This is a genomic window from Caproiciproducens sp. LBM24188 (assembly GCF_054130445.1).
Window position 1 is genome coordinate 949540 of record NZ_CP196862.1, and the last position, 26917, is coordinate 976456.

Here is a 26917-nt window from a genome sequence, read left to right on the forward strand (position 1 = left end):
ATGATGTGTTAAGCAACGAGTTTGCTCAGCTGTTTTCCTTTACAATGGCTTCCCACAGTCCGCACAGGTAAGCGGCGCCGAGCGCACGGTCATACAGGCCGTAACCCGGCATGGCAACCTCATCCCAAATCATGCGGCCGTGGTCGGGGCGGATCGGTCCGTCAAATCCGATGTCGTACAGGGCCTTCATAATGGCATGCATATCAAAGGTTCCGTCGGAGGAAAGGTGTGCAGATTCCTCAAAGTCACGTTCGCCGTCGTTAAACTGCAGGTTGCGGACATGCGCGAAGTGGATTCTTCCCTTCAGAGCGTAAATCGTTTCGGGCAGCTTGTTTTTCAGGCTGGTGCCGAACGAGCCAGTGCAGAATGTAATGCCGTTATGGGGATTGTCCACTGCTTTGATTAAGCGAAGCAGATTTTCCTTGCTGTTGATGATACGAGGCAGTCCGAAAACATTCCACGCCGGGTCATCTGGGTGAATCGCCATATTAATGTCGTATTTGTCACAGACCGGCATAATGGCGTTCAGGAAATAGGTCAGGTTTGCGAACAGCTTTTCCTCGTCAATGTCTTTGTAAAGTTCAAACAGTTCTTTTACCTTTGCCATACGCTCCGGTTCCCAGCCCGGCATAACCGTGCCGTTCATATCGCCGGATATAGACTCGAACATTTCGAGCGGATTGATTTTGTCTACCGCTTTTTGACTGTACGCCATTACTGTGGAACCGTCAGGGCGCTTTCTGGCCAGTTCCGTGCGGGTCCAGTCAAACACCGGCATAAAGTTGTAGCAGACCATGTGGATGCCCGCTTCGCCAAGGTTTTTCAGCGTTTCAATATAAGCTTCAATGTCCTTGTCGCGGTTTTCAGAGCCAACCTTAATGGCGTCGCTGACGTTAACACTTTCAATACCGGCAAAGCTCAGTCCGGCGTCTTCTACTTCCTTCTTCAGCGCAAGGATTTCTTCCTTTTCCCAGACTTCACCCGGAAGTTTATTGTAAAGCGTTGTAATAATCCCTTTTACATAGGCGGTTTGTCTGATTTGCGATAAGGTGACGGTATCATATTTGCTGCCGTACCATCTCATGGTCATCTGCATATTTTTCACCTTTCTTCTTTTTGATCCTCAAAATATCCGGAATATTGCTCCTGAAGACTGCCAAGCTGACTGTGCACCTTCTCAAGATGTACGGTCAAAGTGACGCGCATTTCTCCCGCGTTCCGGTTTTTTACAGCCGTTACAATACTCTCGTGCTCGTTTATAATATTTTGGTCAATGCCTTCGATTTTGTTCGATAACATTCTTAATCGATTATAATGCGAAAGCACATCGTTAATAGTGTTCCACGCAAGATTCTGTCCCGCAGTTTCAAATATAATCCGATGAAAGTTGTTGTCGGCTGCCATTAATTCTTTGTATTTTCCCGATTTTACATACTTTTTTTGAACCGAAATCACGTATTCCATGGCGTCGATGACCAGAGGGCTGCAGTTCTTAAGAAAATCATCCACAAGAGCCAGTTCCAGTGATTTTCGAATAAACTGTTCCTGCTCAATCCGCGCCAAGTTAATTTTGGAAATCATCGTTTTTGCCTGCGGAAAAATTTTCACCAAGTCTGCTCTTTGCAGGCGAATCACCGCTTCCCGGGCCGGAGTGCGACTCACTCCGTATAAGTCCGCCAGCTTCTGGACGCTGACGGTTGAACCCGGTTCTAGCGTTAAATCCATAATGTCGTTCCAGATTCTATGGTAAGTTAAATCATTCAGTGATTCGCTTTGAGACATTTTTCACCAAGTCCTTCTACTCCAATATCTATAACGCTTTGGTAAATGCTTTTTGCTCCTTCTGGATTATAACCAAAATATAGCAAAACATCAAGTAAGAACGGGGAATAGGGTAGATGGTTTAGCTTTTTTGAAAAAGCCATTCCAGCAATTTCACCCAATACAGAAATGCTGGAGTAATTACGAAAACCGAAAATACGCCATAACAGAATTTTTTCTGTTCTAGTGTAAATTTCATTTTCATGCCGGTCTTCCAAAAAATGAAAGAGTTCGTGCCCAAGCAGAATATCCGAAAGCTCCTCCGCTTTGGGTAGCAGGGCGGCTTCCTCTTGGGAAAGTCCGGCAAGAACAGCTCGGTACTTTTCAATCGGTTCCGACAGGATTTCAATCAGATCCGGCGGAGTGTACTGGGCAAACAGAGCGCGCTTGCCCGTCATGGTAAGATTGCTGGATTCTACCCGCAGCTGAAAATATTCCGCAATTCCGCGGGGCGTATCCCGGCCGGTTTCTTGAATAACACGGTCGGCATACGCCTCTCCACATTGAATTGAGCGAAGAATCATTTCTCTTTTTTGGTTGTCGGAAATGCGGTCGCGAAGCAGTTCCCTGGTAAAAGCGTAATAACCCCAGCTTACATCATCGATTTGGAGCAAATCCGTGATCATCTGATTGAGGGAAATACGGTTACTGTTCATTGATATCTCGCTTTTCTTTTGGAATGGCGGCCCGCCGCCAAAACGGAACCGCGGCTTAGTTCTGCTTCATGTTTGCGGCTACCACAATGACTTCGGTATCCGGGTCCATCATGGAAACCTCAATTCCCATCAGCAGCTCCAACTGTTTGAAATCTATCGCGGTAAAGTCCATTACTCTGGCGCCCAGGCACAGGTAGTAATCCGGCCGGGCAATCAGTTCGGATTGGTAAACGGCCATGTCGTCCCACAGCTTTTTCACGGCTTCCAGGTAGTCTTTTGCCGTGGTTTTCAGAACTTTGGCATGCCCGCGCTGAACCTTGATAAATCCCTTTTTGTCCAGAATACGAACGGCGACCGGGGAGCCAGCACGTTCCGGCTTTTCACCAAAGACGTAGAAGTATGCGGATTCTTCCAGAAGCTCGGTTTTGTCTTTGCTGATGCGCATGTCTTCAGCAGCCAGTTCTCTGGCTTCTTCTACGTCGCATTCCTTCAGCAGGTCTGTGGTTTTTACTTCGGTCGAACCGGTGGCGATTGCGGTTACCTTTGAGGTCTGCGGATCGATTTCAATGTGAATTTCTACCGATTCCGGAGAAGCGCCGCTTTCAATGGCCTTGTTCATAGCTTCGGTCTTAATGGAACGAATGTCGTCCTGACTGGGCGAAGGGATAATACGTTCTACTACGTCACGCACCATGGCCAGAGCAACACCAATGGAGGAAATGACTTCTGCATTTTCCGGGATACTGTATTTCAGCCCCATTTTCTCCGCGAAATAGATAATCAGGGAAGATGCGCCACCACCGACGCCTACCAGAGAAATCTGGTCCTTTTCCAGCTTGTATTTTTCGGCAAGACCCAAAATTACCGGTTCAATCTTTGCGTAAGATTTCTCCATGATCTGCTTGGCGATGTCTTCCACGGTGGTTCCGCAGTAATCTGCCAATGCCTTCATGGCCTTTTTGGCAGCTTCCACATTTCCGTAAGAGAAATGCTCCGGCTTCACAAGGCCCAGCACGTTGGCTGCGCAGGAGTTGGTAATTGTCACGCGCTCGCCGTTTTCCAGACGAATCGCAACATAGTCGCTGGGGTCGCCCGGCCTCGGGGAGAAGAATTCCACTTTTGGCCCGACAATTTTATTCGGGTCGCTGTAAACCGAATATTCCAGACCGGCGATATGTGCTGAACGCGGGCCAACGTCAATGATGCCGTCCTTGTTTGCACGAACCATGGAGCCGCCTGCCACACCAAGCACGCGTACGTCGAGGGAGCTGATGTAAGTGGGGTGGCCGCCGACGATGGAATAGTCGATGGCGGGACGCCCGTTTTTAATTACGCCGATGTTTGTCGTGGTGCCGCCAACTTCAAAATAAACACCATTGGAAGCGCGCAGGTACATCAAAGAACCCATGACCGAGGCAGCAGGTCCGGAAAGCATGGTGAGCACGGGACGCTTTTTCATTTCGTTGATTTCCATAACGCCGCCGTCGCCGCGCATGATCATCAGCGGCACGTTTACGCCGGCTTCGCGCACGGATGCTTCCGTGGAATTCGCAGTGTCCAGCATCTTTGGCAGAATGCTCGCGTTGATTGCGGCGGTGCGGGTTCTGCGGGTCAGACCGTACAGTTTGGTAATATCAGACGCAATCGTGGTGGGCATGCCCTTTTTCTCCGCGGCATCATGTACCAGCTTTTCGGGGCCGTTGTCGTCTACGCCGAATGCCATGGAGGATACGATGACCTGAGCCCCACGTTTTTTGAGCTCTTCCACAAGCTGATCCGCTGTTTCCGGTGTCAGTTTCTTCGTATTGATAAAACTGTTGACAATCTTAATTTGTTTTTTATTGCCAAGGTCGATGTTGTCGAGCTGGGTCTGACGTTTTGCAAGAAAACTTTCAAAACCGCCCTTTGCCATTCCAACCACGCCGACGGTGGCGACGTCGCCCTCGATTAATGCGTTAGTCGCCTGCGTGGTGCTGTGCGCAACGAACACAACTTCTTCCGGCTTAATGTTATTTTCTTTCAGACAGTTCATGAAGGACTGAACAACACCTGCCGCAACACCTCTGGGGTCGCTGTGGGTGGTCTTTACGGATGATTTGCCAATGATTTCGTGCGTTTGATTGTCGATGGCCACTGCTTTGGTATGAGTGCCTCCGACATCAATACCCATTCTAACGGATCTGCCCATTGAATTCCTTCGTTTCCTTTCATTTGTAAATCGAGCAGGTTAGATGAATCCTACAAGGTTCGTCTTAACCTGCTCGTGTGATTTTGAATCGGATTTCAGTCAAAACCCGATTCAACAAGCAACTGAATCAAAAATCCGGGTTCTGCTCCGCAAGGAACACCCTATGCTTTTAGAACACGCTGCTCCGCTGTGCAGAACTCAGGGAAAAGCAAACCTTAATCAGATCAGCTTTTAGTGTACCAGGCCGCCATACAGGAAGAAGACGGAGATGCAAAGAATCGCGCCGACAATCCAGCCGGTCGGAATAGACATCTTCATGTAGTCCTTCGTGTTGACCTTGGTGTAGCCGAAGCCCCATGCAACCCAGGACTGTGTAATGTCAAGATGCTGAGGAGCAATGGTGGTAACGGCGAAGAGGGGATACAGGAACTGAACCGGCCAGCTGGCGATTCCTACAACAACCGCAAGAATAGCGGCGCCGCAACCTACCAAGTTCATGGGGCCACGGAAGAAGCCAAGCGGAGTCAAAATCGCAAAGATCAGGCAGATGAGCAGAGCAGAAGTCGGAATGAATCCGCCGATCAAAGTCTTGAAATAAGGAGCCGTAAAGTTTGCTGCATTGTTGAACATGGAAAGAGTAAGCAGGAAGCCGACCATCGGGGCGACATCCACAGCGCCGTCTGCGAAAAGCTTTGCCAGGTTGCGGCAGATTTCGCCGAAGCCGCCTGACAGTTTTCTGCAGGTGAGCAGTGCATAAAGCGCTGCAATAACGAACGCAAGAATAATCGGGACATTGAACGCCACAACTAGAATCACAGGCAGAAGAACGGAGATCCAGGAGATAGCCGGAGCATCTGCCACGGCTTCTGTGTTTGCGCTAGCCGCCCATGCGTGAGAGACCTTCTTGCGCTTCAGGCTGATGTTTGCAACGACCAGCACAACAACAAGGGCCACAACCATTGCGATTACGCCAAAGCTGAAGTAGGAGTTGTAATCATAGCTGGCGTAATCCGGGTTTGCGGTGGCGAAGATCGCCTGATATTGTTTAAAGTTGACAATATTGGCGAAAATGCCGGCCATGATGGAACCCATGAAAGAGAACAATGCAACAGGAGCCGAAATTCCCAAAGAAAGCAGAATCGGAAGAACGATAACTGCGATGGAAATTACCGGGCCAATTCCGGTCATGGAAGTAAAGATCAGAGCAGTCACAACGCACAGCAGTGTCATTGTAATGCGTGGTTTGTCGCCGCCAAGTTCCACGACTTTCCGAATCAAGGTGGACGCGATACCGGTATCCATCAGCACTCTACCGAAGAATGCGCCGAAGAATACGTTGACCAGTATGGATTTGCCGTAGTTTTCAGGACCCGTCTGAAAAACGTTCGTTAAAACGTCAATAACGGTTTTGTCTTTCATCGCCTCGGTTGGCACAATGGCATTGCCGATGAGTGCAAGAGCAACCCAGAAAACAGACATTACAAAGAACCCGACCATTAGGTTGTATCCTTTTACACAATACCAGATCATGCCAAAAAAGGATAGTACCATAATGATACCAATGATAACATTAACCATAAAAATCCTCCCTACAATTTAGATGACACCCCAGGTAAGAATAACTAACATGTTAGTTCAGTGCTTAAATAGTAACATGTTAGCGACTGAATGTCAAGCGCTTTTTTGTATATATTTCTTAATTAATTAATTGGAATGATTTGCTTATTGTTGAAGTATTACCAATAGTAATTTCCTAATTCAATTTAAATAATCAAAATGCGCTTATGAGAAAAATATTTTCTCTAAGATGATTGAAAATATTTGTGAAAAAACTGTGCCCAAGCTCCCGCCGGAATGTTTTGATTTGGTTCAACCGGCATTATTGTAACCGGTTTTAGGCATTGTAATTCAAGAAAAAAGCACCCGGCAAGAAAGCCGGGTGCGAATCAACATTGCGTTATGTTATTTGATGCTTACAATACGCATGAATCGAAAAAATGAAAAACAGTGGAATCTCTAGAATGGCCGCTCAGACTGTAAGATAGGGAGACCAAATGTACCAAGGACCAAGCTGGATAAACGTAGTCTGGTTTAGCAAAGTGAAAAAGTTGCGAGAGATACCCGCGCCGCCGGACGGCAGCACACAGGTTACAAAGTTGGCTGTATTTCCATGCCACACGGTATGCAGAATCGCGGGCAGGATGCAGAATGCAACAGCGATAATCAATGCTGTTGTGGGATGCTGGCATTTTGCGGAAACCAAAAGGATGAAACAAGCGGATGCAAGCAGGGTCAGCAAACCGGCCAAAATGGTCAATCCTTGCTCTTGCCCGATTGTGAGCGGGACAAAGCTGAGCACCATTTAGAAATTAGAATTTTAGTATCGCTTGTCGGGGGGCACAACATGCTGATCTTTTTCCTGTCTATGCTTGAGACAGACGAGGGCAAAAACAACTTCACCCGGTTATATGAGAAATATCGCAAGCTTATGTTTTATGTAGCCAACCAAATTTTGAGGGACGGTTATCTGTCGGAAGACGCAATAGAACAGACTTTTGTAAAAATCATTGAGCATTTAGACAATATTTCGGATGTGGATTGTCACAAAACCAAGAGTTATATTGTTATTAGAGTTTTTGAATGAAGAAATTGCAACGATGTTAGGAATCTCGGAACCGACTGTGCGAAAGCGATTGGAGCGCGCGAAAGATAAAGTCCAGCAATTTCTGAATGAGGAGACCAATGAGAATGCCGAGTAGCTACTCCGAAGAAGCCCTGAAAGCTGCTGTTGTAGCAGCCGACCATTTATTCGTTCACGCTTTGCCATCTGATAATGAAATCGATCATGTGTTTTCCAAAACTAGCCCGATGGGTAAAACAGCCGATGTTTCATGGAAATCGTCCGGTATGACGGATGACGTTCATTTTTTACAACAACAGGCCTCTGGAAATTAGACAGCACTCATTTATGGGACAAATATTGCACGTCCTACTGGAGATCGTATGATGGATCTCCGCTCTTTTGGTAGTATTTCTTATAAATCCGCTCAGATGACAATTTCATACGTTTTGGAGTAATCTTGTTCTATAGTGGGAGGAACAAGCTATAAAGGTTGTCCCTCCCATTTGTGGTCTACATTCAGTTTTTTCGGAAGCTGCCGATAATATTTTTATAGAAAAATAATTTATAATAGGAGGACACTATTATGAATATAAGTTCTCTTAGCATGGGAGGTTTCTCACGCCTAAATTCCCAAACTACTGTAAGAGCAGATCAAACCACTTCTACTGAAAATACTTTCGGGAAGAAAAATACCAGTTCCTTGCCGGATGAAGTGGTTGAAAACATTCAGAAAATGGCACGGGAAGGTGCGAAAAAAGGTGTATATATGGGAGATCAATATGGAGCATATATCAACGCATATAAAACGCAGCATATATCGCCCAACCGTTCAAAGCTGATTTCTTTGATGACTCCTATGTTGATGAACGCAAAATACACAAATGGTTTACCACGTTTTTTCAATTTTCAGGACTTCCATTTATAGGAATGTTACAGGTCGGCGCACGAAATGGAGTGTCTATGTCTATCTATGACAATAGCGGAACTGAAATCCTGTCTTATGATTGCAGAAATGGCTGGCTTCCTCACCAATCGCAGGCGGAAGGCGAGTTTTACGATGAAACAACGGCAATTTATCATGAGGCATACGTCGCCGCGAGAGCGGAGATGCAGGTAGGCTCAGTACCAAGTAGCGGAATAGCTACAACTTCAGGATTGGATATAAAAGCATAAAGCACCTTTGTGTATTCTTATAAAGTAAAGGTCACCCTGTCTTACCCATCAAATTATAGGAAATTACAACATACCAATATTTAACTACCCTCTTTGAAAAATTTAAAGGGAAGCCATTTTGACTTCCTTCGATTTACCTATTTTGAGTATTAGAAATTAAAAACTAAATTCCATTCTAATAAATTCTCCAAAACCAATTGGTGTATCTTTTATATATCCTTCATTATAAATCCTGCTTCCTTATAGCATTTAATTGCTCTCTCAATAAAGGAACGTACTTCATATATCTTTTTATATTTACAGAGGTAGAAGAACATCTTTAGTAGTCTCCTGAGTTGCGTAAATACAAAAGCAGTCTCATGCAAGGCTTTTCCACAGCCAGTGCAACTTTGATGGTACGGACAATCTTGGTCTTTCTTGAAACGATCTGAATAGGGGATAAAATGGCCAGAGCGCAGTATGGAAAGCAAAAATACGGGAAAGCCTGAAAAGACTTTCCCGTATTTTTTAGCCCTAGAGGAATGGAAACTCTAAAAGCATATATTGATTTATTCGCTGCAAGATTCGCTTTTTACAATTACAACAGATCTTAGAGTAAATTCGTATTAGCGCGCTTTTATGGTTGCGGTCAGACATCTTGAGCTGCCGTTGATATAAATTCCCGCAGAATCGCCTACTTTTCCGATTACGGTAATTTTGTAGAAATAGGTATTGCCGTTTTTCCTAATCAGTTTGCTTTGGAAAACGCCAGGGGTTCCAACGACGAATGTGGGCGCTTTGCCGTTTTTACTTACAATTTTGAATGTGTAAAATTTGTTCACTTCCAAATCGTGAATGGTGTCACATTCATAAGTTGCCAAAGCGGAAAGCCGTTTTTTAAACTGGGATACTACAGCGGCATCTGCTGCTTTGGGCAATTTGGACATGGCTTGCTCCGCGTAATTGACCGTTTCGGGTGTTTTATGCTGTTCTGCACGAGTAATAGCGGTGTCAACCAACGGGTAAGTAGCCTGCAAAATTGCCTTCTCGTCGTACTTCTCCGTTTCTTTTTGATAGAGTTTTAATTTTTCGCTTACCATTTCTGCAATATTTGCATTCACGGCGCTGTCGCTGGTATGCTCGATCCCTTCATAAATCAGTTCTGAAATAGTTCCTAAGGTCGCGGTTGTAAATTTATTGCCAAGAAAATCATTTGGGTTGGTCTTATTGTCAATCAGAGGAGAATTGATTTTATTGGTCAGCAACACCATAACCAGATCGTTTTCCGGGTCGATCATAGTCAGGGTACCGGTCCATCCCTGGTGGCCGATGGTGTCACTTGAAGAATCCACTCCGAAATACCACGGGCGACCTTTGTCTCCTTCTCTCCACCATCCGAGACCCCAGGTCGGAAGAGAATCTTTTCGCTTTGTAAATTGATCGATGGTATTTTTGTCAAAAAGCTTATTCCCTCCGTAGCCGCCGCCGTTCAGCATTACCTGGCACAACTTTGCAAGGTCACCGGCATTTGCGAATAAGCCGGCATGCCCTGAAACGCCGCCCATGGAATAGAAAGCTTTTTCATCATGAACCTGCCCTTGAAGGGTGTTCGTTCGGACATTCACAAACTTGACGGCGCCGTCGCGGGTATTGCCATTCAATTCTGTTGCTGCGCAGTCGTTTACGTTGAATCCCTTCTTCAATGGGTTGTACAGGATATGGGAAAGTCCTAATGGTTTGTAGATATTATTTTCTACATATTGGTCGAGTGGTTCACCCGTCACTTTTTCCACAACAAGGCCAAGAAGCATATAATCCACATCGGAATATTGGGTCTTGGTTCCTGGCTCATATTGAAGCGGAGTCTTCAGAATCATTTGAATCGTGGTGTTCTTATCCTGTGAAAAAAGCGAATTTGTTACATTGGGATCGGACTTCTGTGTGGCTTGATTGTAGTGGTCATTGAAATACTGCGGGTCTGCCGGAAAACCTCCCTGATGCTCCATGAGTTCTTTCAAGGTCAACTGCTCTTTCCCTCGAATCGGGTCATTTGCTCCGTCCTTGAATTCGGGGAAATATTTTGTGATTTTATCGTTGATGTCGATTTTTCCCTCATAAACCAGTTTCTGAAGAGCATAATTGGTTGCGTACATCTTTGTGTTGGATGCAAGGTCGTAAAGCGTGTTTGTGGTAACACGCGGTGAGTTGGTCTTTCTGGTACCGTTCTGTTGATAGGCATTTATCGTGCCGTATGCGGTATTTTTAATCATTACGCCGTCTTTGATAATGGCCAGCTGTGCGCTTGTAAAACCATATTTAATATCGTTATTAATAATCGTATCAATCAGGTTTAACTTATCCTGGTCCACGCCAACGCTGGAGGCGGTTCCATTTATTACGATGGGGTAGGGGATTTTTACATTAATTTTTCCGGTGGACGGAGTATAGCCATTAATTTGAATGGTATTTATACCATTCACCGTCCATTTTGAAATGTCTAGTTTATAAGTCTTTCCGTTATGGTTACATGCTTGCGAAATATCAACCTGTTTACCGTTAATGAAAAATTTGACACTCTTAAGGTTATTGCATGTGATATAAAGCTCGCCCTGGCCTTTATAGGCTTTGAAGCTATATTTGTTATTCATAATAAGGGTGTCATCCACATAACCGGCCCAATCTGGAAAGGTAAGGTCGGCCTGCAGACCCGAAGGGACCGAAGCAGCCATCGTAATATGGCTGGTTTCAGCCGCCTGAGCTGAGGGACTGAATGTGAGCGGCATAGAAGAGAAAACGATACCGGCTGTCAGCAGAAAACTTAGCGCCTTTGTAGATGCAAATCTCATCTCTTTCACTCCTTTTCATCTATAAAACAGAGTATCCACTTTTCGCTGCAGGCTTAATTTTTCCACAACTCACTCCTTTATCAGCGCTGCTTTCCGCACTTGCGGCCGCTACGGTCGGAAAAAGTCTTCTATTTTTTAATGGGGTCCCCATACTTCGCTAAGCACAAATGACTTTTATCTCTTATAAAGAATATTTTATAATAACAGTTTTGCCTGCATCGGCTTTGCCGCCATAGGTAGTCAAGTCTTTTACCTCGTCCATATTGGTAATGATGCACGGTGTAACGACATTGTAACCTGCCTGTTTAATTTCTTCCACATTCATGTCCATCAGTAAATCCCCTGTGGAAACCCGCTGGCCTTCTTTAACATGGCAGGTAAACCCTTTCCCATTCAGCTGAACGGTCTCCAGTCCCAGATGGATTAGTATTTCAAGACCGTCATCACTTTCCAGGCAGATGGCGTGCAGGGTGTCGGCGATTTGCACCACTTTACCGGAAACTGGCGCAAGCACTTTACCGTCGGAAGGAATGATTCCAATTCCGTCGCCTAAAACTTTGCCGGAGAAGATATCGTCCGGTACTTCGGCTAGGGAAACAATTTTCCCTGTTTGTGGTGCAACAATTACGCCATCGTTTTTGTGTTTGTGAAACAGTGTCATTTTACTTAATCCTTTCCAGATTCAGATTGAATTGCTTGCTGTAAAGCGCTTTTCAGGCTTAGTACAGACGGTGGAACAACGGATAATTCGTCGATACCGAGCTTTAAGTAAAATTCCGTTAAAGCGGGGTCGGCGGCGGATTCCCCACAGATGCCCACGGGTATTCCCGCCTGATGGGCACTTTGGGCGGCCATTTCAATCATTTTCAGCACAGCGGGATTGCGCTGGTTGTACAGTTTCGAAATTTTCCCATTCATCCGGTCGGCTGCCAGCGTATACTGGGTTAAATCGTTGGTACCAATGCTGAAAAAATCACACTCTTTTGCCAGTTCACTGCTCAGCACAGCCGCCGCCGGCGTTTCAATCATAATTCCAACCTTTACTGCGGTATCAAACGCAATGTTTTTGGCAGATAGGTCCGATTTTATATCTTCTAAAATGGCTTTCGCCGTTCTGATTTCCTCAGTTGAAATAATCATTGGGAACATGATTTTTAGATTGCCAAATGCGGAAGCGCGCAGCAAAGCCCGAAGCTGCGTCCGGAATAAGTCCGTCTGGTCCAGGCAAATGCGAATGGCACGGTAGCCAAGCGCAGGATTTTCTTCTTCCGGCAGATGAAGGTACGGCACCTTTTTGTCCGCACCAATGTCAAATGTGCGCACGATGACCGGCTTTTTGCCCATTTTCTTCAATACCTGCCGATAAGCTTCGAACTGCTCGTCTTCTGTCGGCAGGGAGTCTCGTCCCATATATAAAAATTCACTGCGAAACAGCCCAATGCCATCGGCTCCGTTTTCCAAAGCGCTTTGCACGTCACCTGGGTGCCCGATATTGGCGTTGACTTCAATGGTTCTGCCGTTGTGCATAATGGTGGTATTTCCCAAAGATTGTTTTAATTTATTCTGGCTATTAATCGATTCGGTTTGCCTTTTTTCATAATTTCCCTGGGTGGCTTTGTCCGGTTCCAAAAGAACCTCGCCGGACGTTCCGTCCACAATTACAAACATACCATCTTTTAATTCCTCAAAGTTGTCTTCCAGGCCCGCCACAGCTGGAATCCCCATAGTGCGTGATAAAATGGCGGAATGGGAGGTCCTGGAGCCAACGCGCGTTACAATCGCGAGTACTTTCGATTGATCCAGTTTTACGGTTTCGCTTGGCGTCAGGTCTTCGGCTGCAAGGATGAACGGTTCTTCAGAATTCACCGGCCCCGCAGCGGTGCTTTTGTTCAGGCATTGAATCAAACGGCGTGAAATGTCGATGACATCCGTTTTGCGGCCGCGCATATATTCAGAGTCCATTTGGGCAAACTGCTCCGCAAATTCCTGGCCGGTTTCCCAAACCGCAAACTCGGCATTCACCTGTTCTTTTACAATTTTCTCTTGTATGGCTTCGGTAAAGTCCTCATCCTGAAGCATCATGATGTGAATCTGAAAGATCATGGAATCTTTTTCCCCGACCTGCTTCAGCAATTTTAGATAGATTTCATTTAGGGCACCTTCGGCCTGTTTTTGTGCCGCCTTGAAACGTGCAAGTTCGTTCTCTGTATTTTCAATGTAGTGTTTTTCGATTGACAGCTTGTCGTTTTGGTACAGCATCAGACGGCCTATTGCGACCCCGTCCGACGTACCGATTCCATGAAGTTTTTTCATTGAGTCACCTGCTTTAAATGTTTGCTTCGCAGAATTCCTTTAGTTTTGCACAATCCGCATTTTCTTCCGGTCCCTCAACCGTAAAGGTAACCAGGTCATTCTGCTTAACACATAGGCCCATCACGGCAAAAAGGCGTTTTGCATCTGCGGATTTGCCGTTCACAGACAGTGTAATGTTGGAACTGCACTCTTTTGCACATTTTACTAAAAGTCCTGCCGGACGTGCGTGCAGACCGTCTGCATCTTTTATTTGATACGTAAATTCTTTCATTTTATTTGCCCTCTTTGCAAATGGTATTTTGAAAAAGAAGGCGGAACGAATTTACTTTCTCTCGCCACAAAGGGAGAGAGAATCAAAACTTTCCGCCTTTATAAAGCTGCCGCATCAATCAGCGGCACAAAACTCATGATAGTATGAATTTGAATCCCATGCCCTCGGTAATATAATCAAGATACGGAAGGGACTCTGGTTTGACCTGACCGACAATGTTCACTTTGCTCTCCAGCGGCAAATCTTTTCGGGCGATCTCCAGTTCTCCCGAGTACCTCAGGTAATCCTGGTTGCCCACTGAGATGCTGCCTTTCTTTCTGGGGCTGCACGGCTCAACCGGGAACAGCCTTCCTTCGGAAGCATATGTTCTGGATTCCTGCGAACGAATCACATATTCGCTGGAATCCGGCCGGTCATGGTGGATGCTTTCCGCAATGAATTTGTATTCCGGTCGGACATCGGCTTTTAGGCTGATGTAGCCTTCCGACAGTTCTTGAATTTGGCGGTAGGCATCATCGCTGATGTCGACATCGCCTACCATGCAAATATCGGTGGAGCACAATTTGATTAGTTGAAGCATATTGAGAAGCACGTTTCCATTGCGCTGTTCTTCAACGGTAGGGAGCCCCATTTTCAGGGGCTCCCGCAGTGTTTTGTCGCCTGCGACAAACGCCATGGTTTTCATGCCAAGCGAATGCATCCGCTCGTTTATTTTTTCGACTCTTGCGAAAGACAAGCCCGTAAGCGGTTTGGGATAGAAATTATGGCATGCACTGAATTTTGAAAAATCTGCATGCAGGCTTTGTAGCTCGGTAATCTGGCTGTCCTGGAGCGTGCTGGCATTAAAAACCAGATGGAAGTCTTTCGACAGCTCTACCATTTCCCGGCAGGTAAACCCATAGTCCACCCTAAGATGTGAAATGGAAGTCTGTTTTAAATCTGAAATGCTTTGGAGTCCCATCTTCTTTAGGGTTCGCGGGCCAATATCTACAATTAAAGAAACTCCGAATTCCTTGCATGCATCCAGAAGGCTTTTGACTTCATTCGCATCATCTTTTGTCTGTTCTTCTGGGATATGCAGGGAAGTAAATGCATATTTGATGTTGGAACGGTGCGCCTTTTCCAGAATTTCAATATTTTTCTGAAGCCCTGTTCCCAAATACAATGAAATTCCAAAGTGATTCATACCATGATACCCCGTTAATCGTCTTTACCGTATACTTCATTAATTCTGTTTTCATCAACGCCGAAGAAATAAGTCAGGATAAATCCGCCAAGGTAAGCCACAACCATTGAAATGACATACTGCAGCTGCTGGCCAGGGACAACAATTAACAGACCGAACAAGCCCGAAACACCCTGGGAGATTGTTCCAAGATGGAACAGAGATGCCAGAATGCCGCCCAAGCCGGCGCCTAAGCAAGCGGTCACAAACGGTTTGCCAAGCGGAAGCGTTACGGCATACATCAAAGGTTCGCCAACGCCAAGGATGCCGACGGGGAGGGAGTCTCGTGTCATTCTCTTTAGCTTCTTATTTTTCGTTTTGAAGCAGATTGCAAGGCCGGCACCAACTTGGCCACCGCCCGCCATCATCAGGATCGGCAGAAGATAGTTGACACCCTTTGTTGCACCGTTGGGATCATTCAGCATTGCATGAATCGGGGTTAAGGCCTGATGCAGTCCGACCGAAACCAAAGGCAGGAAACCAGCGGACAGAATGTAGCCGCCTATGGCACCAAGATCAGTATACAGGAAATTAAGCAGGAAGAAAATGCCGTTTGTAAGCCATGTGCCAATCGGCTGCAGCACGATTACCGTTACAAAGCCGCCAAGAATGACTGTGAGAAGCGGCGTAAAGAACGTATCCAGCAGATCGGGCATGATTTTTCGAATCCATCTTTCAAGGTATGCAAAGAAGATACCGGCAATCAGTGCGGAAAGCAAACCGCCGTTGCTCGGGTTAAAGGCTTTTCCAGTGATAGGAAGTAAAATGTCGGCATCATTTACCTTAGCAAGCAGCGGCATAGCTGAATTTGCCACAAAATATGCGCCGGCCAGCGCTCCGAGGATGGGGGAGCCCTTAAATTCTTTGCAAGCGTTCATGCCAACGAAAATCGGCAGGTACAAGAACAGTGCCCATCCAATTACAGCGATGCACTGGTACCACCAGACACCAACCATCGCTTTGTTGGTCGAAACGTTAATGACATTGAGAATTCCGTTGATAAGACCTGCGGCGATGATGCCCGGCAAAATAGGTACGAACACGTTTGCAATATGTTTTAAGAACCTTTGTACCGGACCGTTATGCTTCGCTTTATTAATTTCTTTGTTTTCTTTGGCAACGGACTGCACGTCCTCGGCAGCATCGTCCGAGCCAAGCGCCAGTCCGGTCAGTTTGGCGAATTCCTCGCCAACCTTATGTACTTTTCCTGGGCCGAAAACAATTTGCACTGTTCCCGAGTCGACAACGCCAAGCACCCCCTCTATTTTTTTCAATGAAGGGACATCCACTTTTTCATGATCCGAGACAGTTACCCGCAGCCGCGTCATACAAGTCATGTTGGCAACGATGTTCTCTTTTCCGCCAAGTGCCGCAAGAACTTCTTTTGCAGTTTTTTGATAGTCCATCATAAGTTCTCCTTTCTCTTTACCGCTTAAAGTTTGTTCTCATCCCTCGTGGATTATTTGACTATCTACATTATACGATTTAAACAATATATGTCAATAATATTTCAAAAAATTTTTTAAAATATTAAAATATTATTTTGTACATGTTATTTGCGAATCTAAAATTTTTGCGAATTATTTCTATATAAAACTTTAGTTATTGAAAGTTATCGAGTAATATAACGAATGTTTTTTGAATATTATTATATTTTGGAATTTTTTGCCTTAATTATTTCATGTATTTATTTAATATAATATTGAAATTTTATTTTATATAGTTATAATATAAAGTGTAATAAACGAACGGTGCAAATGTATGCCTTTTTACAGCTTCAAACATGAAACGAACAAGGGGAAATATAAAATGAGCATAAACTTGAACACACTCGAAACGGAACAAACCAACCCGAACAGTCAAAACATCGATGTAATGGATACCATCGATATCCTGAATGTCATCAACCGAGAGGATCAAACGGTCGCCCTGGCGGTACAAAAAGTTCTGCCGGAAATTGCAGAGTTGGTCGATCAGATTCACGAACGGATGATGCGGGGAGGAAGGGTGATTTATATTGGAGCAGGTACCTCCGGTCGGCTTGGTGTATTGGATGCCAGTGAATGCCCGCCCACATACGGGGTGGACGCTTCCTTGGTTCAGGGAATCATCGCCGGCGGTTTTTCCGCGCTGCTGAAAGCCAAAGAAGGTGCCGAAGACAGCCTGGAACTTGCACGACATGACCTGGAAAATATCGGCCTTACTGACAATGACACGGTAATTGGCTTGGCCGCCAGCGGAAGAACGCCTTATGTTATCGGCGGATTGGACTATGCTAATGAAATTGGAGCCTATACCGGCGCAATCAGCTGCGTATATCGCGCCAAGATTTCAGAACATGCCAAAGCAAAAATCGAAGCAGTCGTTGGGCCGGAAGTTATTACCGGCTCTACACGCATGAAGGCCGGCACTGCACAGAAAATGATTCTGAACATGATTTCCACAACTTTGATGATAAAGTACGGAAAGGTTTACAAAAACCTGATGGTCGACGTACAGCCGACCAATGAAAAGTTGGTGGAGCGGGCAAAACGCATTATTATGTCCAGCAGCGGCTGCAGTTACGAAGAAGCTGCGGACTATTTGGAGCAAAGCGGTTCCAATGTAAAAATTGCGATTTGCATGGCGATTACCAAGCGATCGAAAAACGATTGTGATATAATATTAAAAAAAGCCCAAGGCAATATCTCGAAAGCAATCCGTTCTTTAAGAGAAGGCGACGATCGTACAAAAAGCTGAAATAACCGTGAGGGAATGACATGAGCTGCATTTATAAAATCCGCGAAGGAATGGCAAGTTATACCGAAACTGAAAAAAAGCTGGCAGATTACCTGCTGCAAAACAGGAATGAAGCGATTCTGTGCTCCGCGCAGACTTTGGGTGAAAAAGTCGGGGTGTCAGCCGCCGCGGTAATCCGCTTGTCCCACAAGTTGGGGTACAAAGGATTTACTGCGCTGAAAGTGGACCTTGCCAGGGACAGTACCAACGAGGTCATGAGCTTTGACGACATGATTCAGGAACAGGACCCTATGGATATTGTGGTGAAGAAAGCCGAAAACCTGAACACCATGCTGCAGAACCAAGCGTACCGGCTGTTAAACATTGAGGACTTGGAGCGAGCGGTACAAGCACTGCTGAAGTGTCAAACGGTGTATCTTTTTGGTATCAGCGGCTCCGGTATTGTTTGCATGGATTTTATGGAAAAGTTGTCTCGGATTAACCGTTCCGTCATTTATCACAGCGACTTTCACGACCAATTTGCGGCCGCAGCCCACATGACAAAGCACGATGTTGCGCTTGCCGTAAGCTACAGCGGAAAAACCCACGAAGTAAACACCGCTATGAAATTCGCGAAAGAAATCGGAGCCACCACCATCGCGATTACACAGTTCCGAAAAAGCCCTTTGTCCAAATTAGCCGATATCCCGCTCTACATTCCCTCAACGGAACGTGAGCTGCGGCTGGGAGCTATTGCCTCTCGGAATGCCTCTTTCATTGTAACAGATTTACTTTATATGGGCATTGCCAAGGATAATATAGAGTTTACAAAAGAGTGTTTGGTGAAAACCAAGAACATAATAACCCGGTTAAAATAGAATGGGTGATTTGCTTGAAATTAAAATTAATCGCGTTGGATATGGATGGGACTGTTTTGCTTAATGACCATAAGAGCATTACTCAAAGGACCAAACAAGCAATCGGCAGGGCGGTCGCACGAAATATTATGGTGGTTCCTTCCAGCGGAAGAATTGTCACCGTTTTACCGACCGCTGTAACGTCTCTTCCCGGCATTAATTTCGCCATAACCTCAAACGGTTCCTTGGTTTATGACTTGAAGAAAAAAGAAATCATCTATTCCAATGCGATTCCCGTCCCTAATATCATATCGGTTTTACAGAGTCTTCCCGCAGATTTATGGGTTGAAGTCTGGTATCATGGAAAAATCTATATGGAACAAACAAAATTTTCGCATCTTTCCGATTATTCGCTCAATCCATTTCATGTCGAAGTCCTTGAGCGGATTGGGATTGGGGTTGAAAATTTGATTTCCTGTGCAGAGAAAATGCTGGATGGAGCTGAAAAAATCAACATTCCAACGATGCCGCCCGATTTGAAGGGGAAAGTGTGGGAAGCCCTTTCCCGCAGTTCGCAATTTGCTTTGGTTGATGCAGGTTCCGGGATGGAAATCATGAATGCAGGAACATCAAAAGCGGCTGGCATTTTGGGACTGTGCCGCTACCTTTGCCGAAAAGGCGCTGAAATTAAGATGCAGAATGTGATGGCAATCGGCGACAGTGAAAATGATATTGAAGCACTGCAGGCCTGTGGATTAGGCATCGCAATGGGAAACGCCTGCGACTGCGTAAAAAAGGCCGTGAAAAACATCACCCTGCGCAATACGGAAGACGGCGCTGCCGTGGCGATTGAAAAATATGCCCTATCACTCGTTTAACGTTTGCAAAAGGAAACCGGCAGATTACATAGAAAGCAAAAATAGGCTATGTCAAGAGAAGTTCGCAATTTAGGGGCTCCACGAAATAAATTAAGCTGCGTTTAGCAGAAGTGTCTGAATCGATTTAGGATTCAAATATGCTCTGGAAACGGACCAATCTTCAGCGTATTCCATGAGATATGTTGTTACCAGCCGCAAGTAGGAATCGTTGTTTGGAAATATCCCAACGACGTTGGTTCTGCGCCGGATTTCCTTGTTCAGCCGTTCCAGCATATTGGTCGATGAAATTTTACGGGCATCAAGCTCGGGGAATGCATAGAAAGCCAGTGAGTCCTCCAGCCCATCTTCCAGAAGCTCGATTGCCTTGGGAAACCGCTTCCCATATTGCTCCGACAACTGCTTTGCGCGCTGTTGGGCTAATTGGAGAGAAGGTGCCAGCCAGATTTCTTTTAGTTGGGCTGCAAAGGATTCTTTTTCTTTCTGCGGTATATGAGCCAGAATATTTCGCATGAAATGCACTTTGCAGCGCTGCCAGGATGCGCCGGGAAAACTTTCTCGGATGGCGGCAATCAGCCCTTTGTTCGCATCGGAAACCACCAGCAGCGGCGTTTTCAAACCGCGATCCAAAAGACTTTGAAACAACTGGGAATAGCTCTCTTTGGATTCATCCAGCATCGGTTCTACGGCGAGAATGTCCCTGTGTCCTTGCTCGTTTACGCCACAGACAACCATCACCGCCATGCTGACGACACGGCCATCCATACGGACTTTTTCGTACAGGGCATCCGTCCAAATGACAGGATAACGAGTATCCGTCAGAGAACGGTTGCGAAATTCCTGTACCTGTTCATTGAGCCCTTTTGTCATCTCACTGACCTGACTGCGGGAGAGGTTCTCTATCCCCAGACTGTGAGCCAACTTTTCCATCTTCCGTGTGGACACGCCCTGCACGAATGCCTCCTGAATAACCTGTACCAGCGCCGCCTCGCTGCGTTTGCGTTCCGTGACAAAGAAAGGGATGTATCCCTGACTGCGCAGCTTTGGCACCATGAGATACATCGTCCCTACGCGAGTATCCAGCCGCCGGGGGCGATATCCGCAGCGGTAGTCGCTTCGAGACGGATTATGCGCATTCTTTTCCGCTCCTACAAGGCCGGAAACCTCCGCCTCCATCAGTTGAGCGCAGAGCCATTCCAGCATACTGAGCATCGGGTCGGGCTCCGCCATACATTTCAGTAGCAATTCCGTAAGATCTGTGTTATTCTTTCCTTGAGTCATTGGGGCCAACTCCTTCTTTGAATGTCTCGATACCATTCATTTTATCGGAGTCCCAATGGCTTTTCTATACCTTCGCGAAATTGCGAACTTTATTGTACTCTATCCAATTTCTCGCATTTTGAAAGAAATTTTCCCATATCTCCATAATTGTCCCGAATCACACACTGCGCCGGGGTTTTGACCCAGCATCCAAAGCAGCCAATGCAAGGATGAATGGTACCGTCATCTCCGATGAGCCGCGTATTGCCGTTTTGCGGCAAAATAAGTTTCACTTGTTCTTCCGGTAAGTCATGAACAATGAGTTTCATTTTTTTCCTCCTTTATGTGCTGCAGAAAAGACCAGTAAGACAATCAATCTTTTCATGGATGTCCTTAAACGAAAAGTATACTGCATCAGTTGCAATCATGCTTTTCCGCATTAATGGGCAATTGAAATAATTTTACATTTGCTTGTGTCATAAATATCTTAGTAAATTTGAATTATAGTATTTTGTCTTCAATTGCTAAACGTGATAATAATTTCATTATATAATTATCTTTTGATATTTCTGTAACATTATAATTGAAATCATATTCAATAATATTATCCTTACCATGGGCAACTCCGCATCTATTTTGGTTATAAAGATAATGAGTCAACTTTCCTGGATACTTTTTATTTATGTTATTTATCTGAATCATTGCTTTTCTTCGGTAAATTGAGAAGAGGTTGGTTTTACGTTTACTATTTAAAGAATTTATGTTTCTAAGCTCTAAAAAGCCAAAATTATAGTTATTTATTCTAGTAATATTTGCTTCGATCCAGTTCTTCCCGTTATCACCTGTAATAAATTCAATTATTCTATAATAACATAAAAACTCGGATAATGGGTCTAATTGCCTAAGTGCAGTTGCGTATAAGCTCAATTCTCTTGCAACTTTTTTATACTTAATGCTGTATTGTATGTCTACTTCTTTATCAGAATCAGAATATCTAAATACTACATTTCCAAAGCCAAACTTTATATCATTAATAAATTCATACGCTTGTGTTATTATATCGTAGCTTCTACCGATATAACTGTTATTACCTATAATTGGTTTAATAAAAGGCTTTTTATTAACTGAATATATAGAAGTTGGCAGTTCATGTTCATAAGCCAGGCAGTTTGCGTAAAATACGACTTCCGCAAAGGTCGGTTGTGAGACTTTCTCATATGGCATTAAACTCCATGAACATATAGGTTCAACTGGTATAAGTATAAATTTATTATCAATTTTAACACTTCCAATGCTATCGGATATTGTGCCTGGCATCTCAATGTAATATTTTATATGCTTATCAAAACTATTTTCAATCATAAATTCACCACTATTCGCTAACGTTTCACAACAACTAATTCTGTATGATTGCTATTAACCTGCCACTGAATGAGTTTTACATGATTGCAAAGTTTTGATTTTAGAAAATTATTACATATATTATAGCAAAATAAATAACAATTTGTAAGTCCCCATATGATAGAAGAGAAAACAGCAAGATCAAATACAAGGTGCTTGCATGTCCAGGATAAAAACAAAAAAGAGAAAATCTGATCACAGATTTTCTCTTGCATGGTGGACCTGGAGGGATTTGAACCCTTGACCTCTCGGATGCGAACCGAACGCTCTCCCAGCTGAGCTACAGGCCCATTTATTCATTTTAGCGAAGATTATAAAACGACGAGTTTTTCGCATCTGCGAATCTCGCAACGTCGCTTATTATACCACGACAAAATCACAATTTCAACTGTTTTTTTAATTTTTTACTGATGCAACATAAAAACTGAATGGATGTTTCTATTGCAGTATTTCCTGTTCATGGTAAAATAGAAATTATAAATGTTAGGAGGTACCTTCAGCCATGATTATTACAACGACACCAAGCATTGAGGGCAAAAAAATCGTTGAGTACAAGGGAATTGTGTTCGGGGAAGTCATTTCGGGAGTCGATTTCGTGAAGGACTTTGCCGCGGGGCTGTCCAATTTTTTTGGCGGGCGCTCGCAAACGTATGAGGAAGAACTGATTCAGGCACGTCAAAATGCGATTGGGGAAATGACGCAGCGTGCCTTCCAAACGGGAGCAAACGCGGTTGTTGGAGTCGATGTGGATTACGAGGTGCTCGGTGCCAATAATGGTATGCTGATGGTTACGGCCTCCGGCACAGCGGTGCGCTACGAGTAAAGCACAGGGGCAGATTTTACCTGCCCCTGTGCTTCTCTTTTTGCTTTCGACGCCTGAGTTCATATTTTTGCTGCTTTTCCAACTCACATTTTTCCCGCCGCCGCAGTTTTGCGCTTGCTTTGGCGTTTTCCTGCTGAAGCTTCAGCGCCATCTGCGCTTTGGTTCCGATTCCCTGCCGCGAAAGTTGTGCCCGGATTTCCCGCTGAACGCGTTTCGGGTTTTCCTTTTTCTGCAAGGGATCGGGGTCCGCTACGGGAGGGCTGAAGGACAGCCGGTTCCAGTTGCGCAGGAGGAAATCATAAACCGTATAATCCTTCGGCTCCGCGCCGAAAATAATACGGCTGACTTCCAGCTTCGGTCCGCTTTTCCGTTCATACACACCCACCCAGAAGGGGTCCTCAAAATAAACCGTCAGCGCCGCCCATGTTTCCATGGCTTTTCCTCCTAAAACATACAGTCAAGAACGGACAACCAGGAGGCAGGTTACTGACGAAGAAAACTCTCCGCGCCCGGACTACCAACCGGGCCGTGTTTTTATCTTGCGCTTTTATTTTAGTAAAATCCGGCTAGTTTGACAAGATGCCTTTTTAAACCGAAATTCAGCTGAAAAATAAAAAGAGACATATTGACAATTGCTGATAGCAGGCATATAATAGCATTATAAAAGAATTCATATAATAATAGTATGAATTAGAAGGGCAGGAATGTCGGTGCAGGTAAACTTCTTTCGTGGTGAATTGTGCTTTTTCCGTATTTCCAAACGATGTTTACGACCTATTATTGATAACATAAACCGAAAACCCGATTTTTAAACGGAATTACATCTATTAAAATATAGTAATCGTAGAGGAGTGGCTGTTATGTCAATTTATAAGAATCTTACCGATTTGATCGGAAATACCCCGTTGTTGGAACTGTCTAATTATGAAAAGAAGCATGAGCTTCAGGCGACACTGGTCGCGAAGCTGGAATATTTTAATCCGCTTTCTTCCGTCAAAGATCGTGTTGGCTATGCGCTGATTAAAGATGCGGAAGAAAAAGGCCTGATTAATAAGGATACCACGATTATTGAGCCAACCAGTGGCAATACCGGCGTTGGCCTGGCGTTCGTTGCCGCGGCGAAGGGATACCGCCTGATTCTTACCATGCCGGAAACCATGAGCCTGGAACGCCGCAGGCTGGTTGCCGCGCTGGGTGCGGAACTGGTTTTGACAGAAGGTGCCAAGGGCATGAGGGGCGCCATTGAAAAAGCCGACCAGCTGGCCAAAGAGATTCCGAATTCCTTCATTCCCGGCCAGTTTGTAAATCCTGCCAACCCCGCAATTCACCGCGCTACCACAGCGGAGGAAATTTGGAAGGACACGGACGGAAAAGTGGATATTTTCGTCGCCGGGATCGGCACCGGAGGAACCATCACCGGTGTGGGTGAAGTCCTGAAGAAATACAATCCGAAGGTAAAGATTGTTGGTGTGGAACCTGCCACATCCCCAGTGATTTCACAGGGCAAGGCCGGCCCCCACAAAATCCAAGGAATCGGTGCGGGATTTATCCCCAGCGTTCTGAACACCGGTGTGCTGGACGAAGTGATCGCCGTTGCCAACGAGGACGCGTTTGCCACCACGAAGGAAATTGCGAGAACCGAGGGCCTTTTGGTGGGCATTTCCTCAGGCGCCGCTTCGTTTGCCGCAACCCAGCTGGCACTGCGCCCGGAAAATAAGGGCAAGCTGATTGTTGCTCTGCTTCCGGATACCGGGGAGCGCTATCTTTCCACCGGCGTTTTTGACTGATTTAAGGAACAAAACAAAATCAGATTTAAATTAACAAGCAGGAGTTCCGTTTTTTCGGAGCTCCTGCTTGTTTTGTTGGGAAATGTGGTGGATGAAAGAGCCGTTTCGCTCGGTATGGCTGCTGCTTTCCAATGCAGTTTCAATAGCATTCATGCTCCCAGAACAGCAGATTCAGCGGGAAGGCCGCCGAAAATTTTTGGAGCCCTTGTGCTGCCTGTTATGCCATACTTTCGCAATCTTCTTGCTGGGCGGAACGATTCCTAAGCTGAAAGCCGCTTACCTGATTGTAAAGCATTTCGGCCTGGGCAGAAAGTTCTTCGCTTGCCGCGGCGCTTTCCTCTGCCGTGGCAGAGTTGGTCTGTACCACAGAAGAAACCTGTTCAATGCCTTGGTTAATCTGAGCCACAGCATCCGACTGAGCCAAGGAAGCCTGTCTGATTTTCTCGACGGTCTGGCCTACCTTTTCCATTTTTTCCGTAACGGATTCCAATGCTTTTGCGGTGCTGTCTGCGATTACGGTGCCGTCATTTACTTTCTGAATGGACGCTTCAATCAACTGTGTGGTCTGTTTGGCCGCGTCTGCGGATTTGCTGGCCAAATTGCGAACCTCATCGGCTACAACAGCGAAGCCTTTTCCTGCGGAACCGGCGCGGGCGGCCTCCACGGCGGCATTCAGTGCAAGAATGTTGGTCTGGAATGCAATGTCGTCGATGACCTTATTGATTTTACTGATTTCGCTCGACGACAAATGAATGTCGTTCATAGCATTAACCATCTGCTGCATCTGCCGGTTGCTGTTTTCTACTTCGATGGCGACCTCTTCCATGTTTTCAGAGACATTTATGACATTTGCTGAATTTTCGTGGATTTTTTCCGCAATTTCAGAAATAGAGGCCGAGAGTTCTTCTACTGCACTGGCCTGCTCTGTAGAGCCCTGCGCAAGTTCCTGTGCCCCGTTTGAAATTTGGGAAGAGCCGCTGTCAACCTGTTCCGCCGATGTTTTAATAATGGTAAAAGTATCGTTCAGTTCATCGACAATGTGGTTCATGGCAACTGAAATCGGAGCGAAATCCCCTTTATAAACCTGCAGGGGTTCCAGGTTCAGATTCCCCCGCGAAACATCCGTCAGGTTTTCGGAAACTTCGCGAATAATAGTTTTTAGCTGTTGGAACACCGACCGGAAGGATTCGGACAGCTGCCCAAGTTCGTTGTTGGAGCGGTATTCGATCGCCAGGTCCAGCTTACCGCTTTCGGAAAATTCTTTTGCAACATAGGCGAGCTCCGCTACTGGTTTGCCAATGGAACGAGAAATCCGAATGCCCAGCAAAATAGAAATGCCAAATCCGATTATGGTAGCGGAAACCGCCAATATGGTAAGCAGCAACGCCATATTATTGTCCGCTGTATTTTGGTTGGCGGCAGTGCTTAGACGATAATCCAAAAATTCCGTGTACAGGTTGGCCAGAGCATTATGTGCTGTATGGGACTGATCCAGACTGGCCATTGCAGCTGTTTCATCACTCTGCGCTTTTTCAAAAACCTGTTTGATCTGCAGCGCAAAATCTTGCTCGTATGTTTGCTGGGCTGATTCCAGCTTTTCTTTCCAGCTATTGTCGTTGATAGTGGCAATCAACTGGGCGCTGTTCTCTTTATACTTTTTGTCGTATTTTTCAAAGGCCTGTTTGTCACTGCTGAATATGTCGGGTTTGTCTTTGTTCAGCAGTGCATCACGCGTTGCCGCCTGAATATTTGCGATACTATTGGTCACATTGATGATGTACTTCATGGACACTAGGCGGCGTTCGTACATGTCCGATTCAGAGGCTTTTAGACTGCTTATGCCGAAGATTCCGATTCCACCGATGATTGCGGCGATAATGGATACGAGCAGAAACGAGGCAAGTAATCTTTTGGCGATTTTCATGTTTTCAAGTTTCTTCAATTTTCATTCTCACTTTCATCATTTATTTTGTTAGGGCTTTAGCAGTTTAAGCTTTGATTCATTCTCCTTTCTACTTTGCAATAAAGTGCATCATCTTACTAATATTTTATCGACTTTAATAATACCAGATTAATAACGGGAAATTATTTCCATGAAAGA

General features: G+C 45.3%; 26 protein-coding genes and 1 tRNA gene. 10 read left to right on the top strand and 17 right to left on the bottom strand.

The features are described 5' to 3' along the window. Window positions 1-25: 25 nt before the first annotated feature. The 5 genes from uxuA to ACSVDI_RS04495 all read right to left on the bottom strand — a co-directional run bounded on the left by uxuA (window position 26) and on the right by ACSVDI_RS04495 (window position 6243). Window positions 26-1096, bottom strand: coding sequence for a mannonate dehydratase (gene uxuA / locus ACSVDI_RS04475; protein WP_457945076.1), 1071 nt, complete (start codon window positions 1094-1096; stop codon window positions 26-28). 5 nt (window positions 1097-1101) lie between these two features. After that, on the bottom strand, window positions 1102-1782 hold the full coding sequence (locus ACSVDI_RS04480; protein WP_457945078.1) for a GntR family transcriptional regulator: 681 nt from the start codon (window positions 1780-1782) through the stop codon (window positions 1102-1104). Continuing rightward, window positions 1761-2477: a hypothetical protein gene (locus ACSVDI_RS04485; RefSeq protein WP_457945079.1), complete on the bottom strand. Its 717-nt coding sequence runs from the start codon at window positions 2475-2477 to the stop codon at window positions 1761-1763. Before ACSVDI_RS04485 ends, ACSVDI_RS04480 begins: the two co-directional genes overlap by 22 nt. 55 nt (window positions 2478-2532) lie before the next feature. Continuing rightward, window positions 2533-4647 (bottom strand): hydantoinase/oxoprolinase family protein, encoded by a 2115-nt coding sequence (locus ACSVDI_RS04490; protein WP_457945080.1) that lies wholly within the window; start codon window positions 4645-4647, stop codon window positions 2533-2535. Window positions 4648-4896: 249 nt separating this feature from the next. Continuing rightward, the gene (locus ACSVDI_RS04495; RefSeq protein ID WP_457945082.1) at window positions 4897-6243 is read right to left on the bottom strand and encodes a citrate transporter; all 1347 of its coding nucleotides are present in this window, start codon (window positions 6241-6243) and stop codon (window positions 4897-4899) included. Window positions 6244-6835: 592 nt separating this feature from the next. Between ACSVDI_RS04495 and ACSVDI_RS04500 the strand changes: the two genes are divergently transcribed. The 5 genes from ACSVDI_RS04500 (at window position 6836) to ACSVDI_RS04520 (ending at window position 8461) form a co-directional block, all read left to right on the top strand. Then, entirely contained in the window at window positions 6836-7309 is a 474-nt protein-coding gene (locus tag ACSVDI_RS04500; protein WP_457945083.1) for an RNA polymerase sigma factor, read from the top strand. 13 nt (window positions 7310-7322) lie between these two features. Next, on the top strand, window positions 7323-7424 hold the full coding sequence (locus ACSVDI_RS04505; protein WP_457945085.1) for a hypothetical protein: 102 nt from the start codon (window positions 7323-7325) through the stop codon (window positions 7422-7424). Continuing rightward, window positions 7414-7620, top strand: coding sequence for a hypothetical protein (locus ACSVDI_RS04510; RefSeq protein ID WP_457945086.1), 207 nt, complete (start codon window positions 7414-7416; stop codon window positions 7618-7620). Before ACSVDI_RS04505 ends, ACSVDI_RS04510 begins: the two co-directional genes overlap by 11 nt. A 251-nt stretch (window positions 7621-7871) precedes the next feature. Next, complete coding sequence (locus ACSVDI_RS04515) at window positions 7872-8213, top strand: hypothetical protein (RefSeq protein ID WP_457945087.1); 342 nt, start codon at window positions 7872-7874, stop codon at window positions 8211-8213. Between the two features lie 35 nt (window positions 8214-8248). Then, a complete protein-coding gene (locus ACSVDI_RS04520; RefSeq protein WP_457945089.1) occupies window positions 8249-8461 on the top strand; it encodes a hypothetical protein in 213 nt (70 codons plus the stop codon). Window positions 8462-9066: 605 nt separating this feature from the next. On the opposite strand, the gene pbp4b is transcribed toward ACSVDI_RS04520, so the two are convergent. The 6 genes from pbp4b to ACSVDI_RS04550 all read right to left on the bottom strand — a co-directional run bounded on the left by pbp4b (window position 9067) and on the right by ACSVDI_RS04550 (window position 16501). Beyond that, the gene (gene pbp4b, locus ACSVDI_RS04525) at window positions 9067-11286 is read right to left on the bottom strand and encodes a penicillin binding protein PBP4B (RefSeq protein WP_457945091.1); all 2220 of its coding nucleotides are present in this window, start codon (window positions 11284-11286) and stop codon (window positions 9067-9069) included. A 181-nt stretch (window positions 11287-11467) separates the two neighbouring features. After that, a complete protein-coding gene (locus ACSVDI_RS04530) occupies window positions 11468-11947 on the bottom strand; it encodes a PTS sugar transporter subunit IIA (RefSeq protein WP_457945093.1) in 480 nt (159 codons plus the stop codon). Window positions 11948-11952: 5 nt separating this feature from the next. Then, complete coding sequence (gene ptsP / locus ACSVDI_RS04535) at window positions 11953-13599, bottom strand: phosphoenolpyruvate--protein phosphotransferase (protein WP_457945094.1); 1647 nt, start codon at window positions 13597-13599, stop codon at window positions 11953-11955. Between the two features lie 13 nt (window positions 13600-13612). After that, window positions 13613-13870 carry an HPr family phosphocarrier protein gene (locus ACSVDI_RS04540; protein WP_457945096.1) on the bottom strand — a complete coding sequence of 86 codons (258 nt, stop codon included), beginning with the start codon at window positions 13868-13870 and terminating at the stop codon, window positions 13613-13615. A gap of 133 nt (window positions 13871-14003) precedes the next feature. Then, window positions 14004-15056 carry a MupG family TIM beta-alpha barrel fold protein gene (locus ACSVDI_RS04545; protein WP_457945098.1) on the bottom strand — a complete coding sequence of 351 codons (1053 nt, stop codon included), beginning with the start codon at window positions 15054-15056 and terminating at the stop codon, window positions 14004-14006. A 14-nt stretch (window positions 15057-15070) separates the two neighbouring features. After that, a complete protein-coding gene (locus tag ACSVDI_RS04550; RefSeq protein WP_457945099.1) occupies window positions 15071-16501 on the bottom strand; it encodes a PTS transporter subunit EIIC in 1431 nt (476 codons plus the stop codon). A gap of 403 nt (window positions 16502-16904) precedes the next feature. On the opposite strand from ACSVDI_RS04550, the gene murQ reads away from it, so the two are divergent. The 3 genes from murQ to ACSVDI_RS04565 are packed head-to-tail and all read left to right on the top strand — an operon-like array spanning window position 16905 to window position 19548. Continuing rightward, window positions 16905-17834 carry an N-acetylmuramic acid 6-phosphate etherase gene (gene murQ, locus ACSVDI_RS04555; protein WP_457945101.1) on the top strand — a complete coding sequence of 310 codons (930 nt, stop codon included), beginning with the start codon at window positions 16905-16907 and terminating at the stop codon, window positions 17832-17834. Between the two features lie 20 nt (window positions 17835-17854). Beyond that, window positions 17855-18691 (top strand): MurR/RpiR family transcriptional regulator, encoded by an 837-nt coding sequence (locus ACSVDI_RS04560; protein WP_457945102.1) that lies wholly within the window; start codon window positions 17855-17857, stop codon window positions 18689-18691. Window positions 18692-18705: 14 nt separating this feature from the next. Then, the gene (locus ACSVDI_RS04565) at window positions 18706-19548 is read left to right on the top strand and encodes an HAD hydrolase family protein (RefSeq protein ID WP_457945104.1); all 843 of its coding nucleotides are present in this window, start codon (window positions 18706-18708) and stop codon (window positions 19546-19548) included. A 90-nt stretch (window positions 19549-19638) separates the two neighbouring features. On the opposite strand, the gene ACSVDI_RS04570 is transcribed toward ACSVDI_RS04565, so the two are convergent. From ACSVDI_RS04570 to ACSVDI_RS04585, 4 genes are all read right to left on the bottom strand, one after another. Then, on the bottom strand, window positions 19639-20826 hold the full coding sequence (locus ACSVDI_RS04570; protein ID WP_457945106.1) for an IS256 family transposase: 1188 nt from the start codon (window positions 20824-20826) through the stop codon (window positions 19639-19641). A gap of 89 nt (window positions 20827-20915) precedes the next feature. Next, window positions 20916-21134, bottom strand: a complete 219-nt coding sequence (locus tag ACSVDI_RS04575) for a hypothetical protein (protein WP_457945108.1) — start codon at window positions 21132-21134, stop codon at window positions 20916-20918. Between the two features lie 172 nt (window positions 21135-21306). After that, window positions 21307-22167: a methylamine utilization protein MauJ gene (gene mauJ / locus ACSVDI_RS04580; RefSeq protein ID WP_457945109.1), complete on the bottom strand. Its 861-nt coding sequence runs from the start codon at window positions 22165-22167 to the stop codon at window positions 21307-21309. Between the two features lie 253 nt (window positions 22168-22420). After that, window positions 22421-22496 (bottom strand) — tRNA-Ala (locus ACSVDI_RS04585). Between the two features lie 212 nt (window positions 22497-22708). Here ACSVDI_RS04585 and ACSVDI_RS04590 point away from each other — a divergent pair. Further along, window positions 22709-23029 (top strand): putative heavy metal-binding protein, encoded by a 321-nt coding sequence (locus ACSVDI_RS04590; protein ID WP_457945111.1) that lies wholly within the window; start codon window positions 22709-22711, stop codon window positions 23027-23029. 16 nt (window positions 23030-23045) lie between these two features. On the opposite strand, the gene ACSVDI_RS04595 is transcribed toward ACSVDI_RS04590, so the two are convergent. Next, window positions 23046-23462, bottom strand: a complete 417-nt coding sequence (locus ACSVDI_RS04595) for a YjdF family protein (protein WP_457945113.1) — start codon at window positions 23460-23462, stop codon at window positions 23046-23048. 427 nt (window positions 23463-23889) lie between these two features. On the opposite strand from ACSVDI_RS04595, the gene cysK reads away from it, so the two are divergent. Continuing rightward, window positions 23890-24816 (top strand): cysteine synthase A, encoded by a 927-nt coding sequence (gene cysK / locus ACSVDI_RS04600; protein WP_457945114.1) that lies wholly within the window; start codon window positions 23890-23892, stop codon window positions 24814-24816. Window positions 24817-25033: 217 nt separating this feature from the next. On the opposite strand, the gene ACSVDI_RS04605 is transcribed toward cysK, so the two are convergent. Continuing rightward, entirely contained in the window at window positions 25034-26758 is a 1725-nt protein-coding gene (locus ACSVDI_RS04605; protein ID WP_457945116.1) for a HAMP domain-containing methyl-accepting chemotaxis protein, read from the bottom strand. Window positions 26759-26917: the final 159 nt, after the last annotated feature.